This window comes from Oceanicola sp. S124, assembly GCF_000220565.1.
Classification (GTDB): Bacteria; Pseudomonadota; Alphaproteobacteria; order Rhodobacterales; family Rhodobacteraceae; genus Pseudooceanicola.
The window spans coordinates 1-6,676 of record NZ_AFPM01000248.1 but is presented as its reverse complement, the minus strand read 5'-3'; the positions used below and the strand labels follow the sequence as shown (position 1 = coordinate 6,676).

At 67.2% G+C, this 6,676-nt stretch carries 7 protein-coding genes; all 7 read left to right on the top strand.

Annotated features, from left to right (window positions below):
* Positions 1 to 59: 59 nt before the first annotated feature.
* Positions 60 to 377, top strand: a complete 318-nt coding sequence (locus OS124_RS0117070; RefSeq protein ID WP_010141049.1) for a hypothetical protein — start codon at positions 60 to 62, stop codon at positions 375 to 377.
* On the top strand, positions 374 to 667 hold the full coding sequence (locus OS124_RS0117065; protein WP_010141048.1) for a hypothetical protein: 294 nt from the start codon (positions 374 to 376) through the stop codon (positions 665 to 667). Before OS124_RS0117070 ends, OS124_RS0117065 begins: the two co-directional genes overlap by 4 nt.
* Positions 664 to 843, top strand: coding sequence for a hypothetical protein (locus tag OS124_RS0117060; protein ID WP_029375522.1), 180 nt, complete (start codon positions 664 to 666; stop codon positions 841 to 843). The genes OS124_RS0117065 and OS124_RS0117060 overlap by 4 nt, the downstream gene beginning before the upstream one ends.
* A gap of 259 nt (positions 844 to 1,102) precedes the next feature.
* Positions 1,103 to 2,869: a hypothetical protein gene (locus tag OS124_RS0117055; protein WP_168161483.1), complete on the top strand. Its 1,767-nt coding sequence runs from the start codon at positions 1,103 to 1,105 to the stop codon at positions 2,867 to 2,869.
* Positions 2,870 to 3,296: 427 nt separating this feature from the next.
* Positions 3,297 to 3,986 (top strand): hypothetical protein, encoded by a 690-nt coding sequence (locus tag OS124_RS0117050; protein WP_010141046.1) that lies wholly within the window; start codon positions 3,297 to 3,299, stop codon positions 3,984 to 3,986.
* A 168-nt stretch (positions 3,987 to 4,154) separates the two neighbouring features.
* The gene (locus OS124_RS0117045; protein ID WP_010141045.1) at positions 4,155 to 6,203 is read left to right on the top strand and encodes a hypothetical protein; all 2,049 of its coding nucleotides are present in this window, start codon (positions 4,155 to 4,157) and stop codon (positions 6,201 to 6,203) included.
* 2 nt (positions 6,204 to 6,205) lie between these two features.
* A partial coding sequence (locus OS124_RS25070; RefSeq protein ID WP_010141044.1) for a hypothetical protein occupies positions 6,206 to 6,676 on the top strand: 471 nt, incomplete at its 3' end.

The following is a 6,676-nucleotide window of genomic DNA, read 5'->3' as shown; positions in this document are numbered from 1 at the left end:
GTGGAAATCGAACCTGATCGCGAGATGGAGAACGAGCCGGATCTCGAGGAGGAAAACGAATGAATTTTCGTGTGGTTAAGGCAGTGGGGGGCTGGACTGTCCAGTTCGGGGCTACTGCACATGCCAGCTTCGATCAGTACGGCAAGTTTCGTGCCTGGGGCGCCAGAGCAGACGAGTTCAACGCGATCACTTCAGTGATCGGAAGAGGGGCGTTGGTGCAAGGCTTCCATGATGCTGCAGGTCATGTCCGTCGCAAAGTCGAGCCCCGGAGATATGGCCATGCCTTCTCCGACAGGCGACGCGAGATGTGTGAAGTGATCTGCGCGTATCTCAACGCGTTCTCGTGGCCCGAAATCAAGCTGGAGGAAAGCGCATGAACTATCAGCTGAAGGATCGAAGCTTCCAGACCGGCGACGAATGGGTCGGCGCCTTGGCTGGCCGCTTACGGGTCGCCGCGGCGGCCGGCGAGGACGGAATGGTCTGCCTCAACACTATGATGTCGCCGGCGCAGGCGCGTCAGGCAGCCAGCCGGCTGGATCGAATGACCGCGGCCGAGGCCGAGGCGGTTGCCGCACGCGAGGCCTCCGACGCGCGCATGCGCGCGATGGCTGAGCCGGTGCGGCGCAGGACCGGACTGGCGGCCCTTGCGGCCCGGTGGTGGCGATGATCCTGGTCATCACCTTCTGCGCGGTGCTGGGCGCCGGCGGTCAATGCGATCGCGTCGTCGAGTTCGGCGTGCTGTCGGAGACCTGGAGCCCCGCACCCTGCACCGACTTCGTGCCCGCAGAGATCCGGCCCCGGCTGATCTCCTGCGACAAGTTCGCCCGCAGCACGGGCGCGTGATCCCCGGCCGCCGGCGCGGAAGACGTCGAGGCCCCTGAAAGACCGAGGTGAGGCAGTGACCGATGAAGCGGACATGAGCTGGTTGAACGACCCCCAGCCGGCGACCTACCGGCGGGACGACGAACGTTCCGCTGCAGCCCTGCGGCGTGGGCTCGAGGAGGCTCCGCCCGCGCCTGGCGCAGAGAAAGGACCGAAGGATGACGATGGAGATGGTCGGGGACAGCCGAAAGGCGACGATCGAGGCCGTGGCCGGAAGCGCGTGGGCGGCAAGGCAGAAGCTGGCGATCGCGATGGATCGGGTGGCAAGGGCCGACCGCGTGGCTACATCTGGGACGGGTGTCCGGTCGTTCCTTTGGGGATCCACGGCGATCTTTCCTACTACCTGGACACCAAGGGCCAGCTGAGGGCTGTCGACAACCATTCCCAGGACAAGATCCGGCACATCTTCGGGGGCCGGATCGGCCTGCTGGCCACTCGCTACCCCCGTTACCACAAGAACAGCACCACGCCGGTTGCCGGCGCCTTCGACCAGGGCAGGATCGCCACCGACATGGTTGCGGCCTGTACCGAGCGGGGCGTCTGGTCACCTGTCGGCAAAGTGCGCGGCGCCGGCGCCTGGCTGGACGAGGACGGTCACCTGATCTTCCACGCCGGCGACGAGGTGCTGATCTCCGGTAAATGGGAACCGCCGGGCGTCTACGGTGGTCATGTCTACCCGGCCTCGGACCCCGTGCCCCGTCCTGCGACGTCAGGCACGGCCGAGGCGGCGAGCGAGATCCTCGATGCGCTGCAGACCTGGAACTGGTCGCGGCCCGACATCGATCCGATGCTGACCCTCGGCGTGATCTGCGCACAGCAGATCGGCGGGGCCCTGGACTGGCGGCCCGTGACCTGGGTGACCGGCGACCAGGCCACCGGTAAGTCCACCCTGCAGCGGCTGCTGCGCTACCTGCACGGCGGCGCCAGCGGGCTGCTGCAGGCGTCGGACGCGACGGAGGCTGGCATCCGATCGGTCATCGGCTATTCCTCGATGCCCGTCGCCCTGGACGAGCTCGAGCCCGACGATGACCCGAAGAAGGGCAAGGCGGCGGCGATCATCCGCCTGGCGCGGATCGCGGCCAGTGGCGACCAGATCCTGCGCGGCTCGACCGATCAGAAGGGCTACCAGGGCAACGCTTACAGCTGCTTCCTGTTCTCCTCGATCCTGGTGCCCCCGCTGCCCCCACAGGACCGCTCTCGCCTCATCCTGCTGGATCTGAACCGCCTGCGCCCGGACGCGCCGAAGCCGAAGGATGATCCCCGACGCCTGAAGGCCCTCGGCGCCTCCCTGCGCGCCAGCCTGGTGGGCCGCTGGGATACCTGGACGAAGCGCCTCGACCTCTGGCGCGCCAGCCTCGCGGCCCATGGCCACGGCGGGCGCCAGGCGGACAACTACGGCACCGTCCTGGCGCTGGCCGACATGGCCCTGCACGAGGCGCTGCCGGCCGAGGAGGTCATGGCGAGCTGGTGCGCCAAGCTGGACGCACACCTGCGCGACGAGAGCGTCGATGTGGGCAGCAACGCCGAGGACATGCTGGTGCATCTGCTGTCCCAGCCGCTCGATGTCTGGCGACGCGGCCAGAAGCTGAACGTGGCCAGCTGGCTGGCCATGGCTGGCCGTCTCCCCCGCGCCCCGGAGCAGATCGGCGACGCCACCAGCGACAACGCCAACAACTTCCTGGCGCAGTTCGGGCTGCGGGTGAAGGGCCGGGATACCTCGGCCGAGCTCTGCATCGCGAACAAGCCGCTGTCGGGGCTCTGCGGGCTCTTCGAGGGCACGCCCTGGGCGGCCGGCGTCTGGGCCCAGGCGGCGCGGCGGGTGAAGGACGCCAAGAGCGCGAACATGACCTTCGCCCGGGTTCCCTCGCGCGGCTACGTCATCCCCTTCACCTCGATCCCGGGCCTGCTGAACGCCATGGATGAGACCGGCGGCACGTCGCAGGCCCCCGAGCGCCCCGAACCCCCTGACATGAGAGATTTCGTCTGAGCCATGCGCAACGTGACCAACACCATGAAATCGCGCGATCTTTTCCGCTGTACCCGGACCCGTTTCGGGGCCATAATTCACGCACGGCGGGGCGCTCTGCGGACGGGTCAGGGGCTACGACGCTACGACGCTGAAAAATTGGGCGTCGTAGGGCATGTCGTAGGGTTTTATCCTTGCGCCGCAAGCACTTACCAGACGGCTACGACGCTACGACGCGAAAAGCGCTTCCTCACGTATGCATGCACACGCACGCGCGCGCACACGAGGAAATGTGTGTCGTACCGTCGTACTGTCGTAGATGATATCTATCTATCTGAAAAGAAAGAGATAACTGCTACGACAGCCCTGCGACGCCGAAAAACGGGGCGTCGTAGCCTCGGCCTGATCTCGATTAACCCCCTGATTTTCAATAAAAAAGGGGGTTTCTATGGCCAAGCCTGACAACCAATGGCAGCTCGAGGCCCGGGAAATGGCCGAGCGGATCGAGCGCCAGCGTGACCAGGGCCTTCAGCTGGCCCTGCTGCCGGACGAGGAGCCGGAGCAGGACCAGGAGGCGCGGCAGGCCGGGCGCCCGAAGGGATCCAGGAACAAGGTCAGCAGCCAGATGCGCGACTGGCTGGCCGCGCGTGGCATGCGGATGCCCGAGGATGTTCTGGTGCAGATCGCCGGCCTCAACACCCGCGACGATGCGATCACGCTGGCCATGGCCCAGACCGAGCGGGTGCTGTCCTGGGCCTTCGACGGCGCGCACATCGGCAAGAAGTCGGCGCCGAGCCCGACGGCCTCGATGCGCCTCGAGGTCTTCCGCCAGCAGTACACGATGATCCTGCGCGCGGCCGAGGCGATGATGCCCTTCACCGCGCCGAAGGTGACGCCGGACGTCAGCGTCCAGCAGAACACCACCTTCATCATGCCGGCAGCGCCTTCGGCCCCGGCGGATCCTGGCGCCCAGGCACGGGATGTGACGCCTCAGGCGCCCCGGATCTCGGGTCGGATGATGCCCGCCAACGTCGCGCACGAAATGCAACAGAAACAAGGGGTTAGCGTTTCGGGTTCTGAGAATTCGGACGCTGAAATTCGGACGGGTGAGGAAAGTGAAGGGAAATCAGATGCTTAGCGCCCGTCCGCAACTGATTGAAAATCAGCAGGCGCGCCGGCCTGGTGCCGCGGTGCCCGCGCCTGGTGCCCGCGCCGCCGCGACCCCCCGGGGGGGCCTTCTCGCGCGTTCCCTCAGGCCCCTCTGTGTGACCCCATACCTGATTTCGGCCCATGGGGAGGTTCGCCAATGAGCGCGACACTTGGGACGGTGGATCGGGGTCGGGGGGAGGCCTCTGGCTCGACACCCACGGGGGGCCGGGGGATCTCGGACGAACGTCTGGAGGCACTGCAGGGAAGCGATGCGAAAGAGGCAATCGAGAGCCTAGAGGGGGATTTCGCCTCTGGCAAGATGCCCGATATCGGCGCGGTCCAGTTCCCGGGCCCTATTGCCGAGCGCTTCTTCTGGTCGAACGATGACGTGATCGCCATCCAGGGCCCGGTGGGCTCGGGCAAGACGACGACGCTGATGAAGTCCCGCGCCAGGCGCGCGGTCGAGATGCCCCAGTCCACGATCGACGGGGTGCGCCGCTACAAGGTGCTGTTCATCCGCGAAACCTACCGTCAGCTGTGGTCCACCACGATCCCGTCCTACCTGGAGACCTTCCCGAAGGACCTCGGTACCTGGTCGGGCGGCCGTGGCGACCCGGTCACCCACGTCATCCGCTTCGAGGATGAGTACGGGCCGATCGAGTTCACCGCCGAGTTCATGGCGTTCGGCGATGACATCGTCGCCAGCATGCGGGGTGTGCAGACCACCGACATCGTCCTGAACGAACTCGACACGATGCCGGTCGAGATCCTGACCGTCGGGATCGGCCGGATCGACCGCTACCCGGGGCGCCAGCATTTCGAGGGTCTGCCGCCCGAGCTGCGCAGCTACGGGCAGATCGTGGGCGACATGAACGCGCCGGACGAGGACAACTGGGGCTTCACGGTCTTCCACGACGGCGAAGAGCGCAAGCGCATGGCCGATCTGCTCTCGGCCGAGCTGCCTGCCGGCGCCAAGCGGATCACGATCGAGTTCTGCAATCAGCCAGGCTACGGCGAGCCCGGCTGCGAGAACCTGCAGAACCTCTCGCCCAGCTACTACCCGCGCCAGATCGCCTCGATGCAGCTGGCAGGGCGGGGCGACATGGTCGATCGCCTGGTCCGCAACAAGATCGTTTACCTGCGGGTCGGGGAGCCGGTCTTCAAGCGCGAGTTCAGCCCCCGGGTCCATGTCTCGGATGTGCCGCTGGTGCTGATCCCGGGCCTGCCGCTGCGGGTTGGCCTGGACCAGGGCTTCAAGGGGGCGGCCGTCATCGCCCAGCTGACCGGCTTCTTCCGCTGGCGGATCCTGGGCGAGCTGCATTTCCCGTCCGAGCGCCTGATGGCCCGGACATTCGGGCAGCGCCTCCAGGAGCTGATCGAGGAGCGCTGGCCCGGTGCCCTCGTCGAGGCGGGCTGGGGCGACATGGCCGGCGAACATGGGGCCAGCCAGGCGGCGGACGAGAATGCGACCTGGAACCTGATGGTGAGCCAGGCGGCAGGTTTCCCGATCCGGCCGCAACGGCTGGGAACGAACCGGATCCAGCCCCGCCTCGAGGCCGTGCGCGCGGCGCTTGAGGCCCCGGTAGACGCCGGCGAGCCCGGTTTGCTCATCGACCCCTCCTGCAAGTTCCTGCGGCGCGGCTTCCAGGCCCGGTACGTCTGGACGGACGAGGTCGATCGGAACGGCGACAAGCGGAAGGTGCCGGACAAGCGCCTGACCGAAGCGAACGTGATGGATGCGCTGCAGTACCTGCTGCTGTCCGAGCACCTCGCAGATGGATCCGCCCCCTACACGAAACGGGTGCCCGACGCCCGTCAGCACGGCCGCATGGGCCACAACGGCGGGCCGCGCATGTCGGAAAAGCGCGGCGGCCTGCAGACAGGATGGAACGTCCTCAACCCTATGGAAGGCACTGAAATGGCACGAAACACCAAATCGAAGGCCGCAACCGCGGCCGCGCCCGCCCTGGACACCTCGGCCCTGGCCGAGACGGCGGCGCGGATCGAGGCGCAGTCCGCGCAGGTCGGCCTTACGGACCTGCAGGCGCAGCTGCAGAACGAAAGCGGCCTGATGTTCGGCCGGGAGCGCGGCCGGGTGAAGGCAAAGATGCTCGGCGTCGAAGCGACCGGCAGCAGCAAGGACCAGGCGCTGAAAAACTGGGCCAACGCGGCACGGCGCGCCGCCCTGCAGGCCGGAGCGGCCTGAGCATGATCGACCTGCGCCCCTTCCGGGAAGACGATGCCATGCAGGTCTTCCGCCACCTGGAACCGATGGACCACATCGAGGCCGAGCTGGTGCGTGGATCCTCGGCCAGCCATCTGCGCCTCTTCGCGGACTGGTGCGCTGTCCAAGGGGCGCAGGTCGTTTCACTGGTGCTCTGCACCCGGCCGGGCCCGGCGGGTATTCCCTTCGCCGTGCTGGGGCTTGGACATACCGGACAGGCGGGGATCGCACAGGCGGCACTGGTTGCGCGCGACCACCAGCGTTTCCGCCACAGCCTGGGGCAGGCCGCCGTGCTGATCCGCCGTCGGATGCCCGCCTTCTGCGCCGAGGCCGGCATTCGGCGCATCGAGGCGCGCTGCTGGGAGGGACATCCCTCGGCCGGGCGCTTCCTGACCCTCTGCGGTTTCCACCGCGAATGCCTGATGCCCGGTTTCGGCGGGTATGGGCATGTCGCC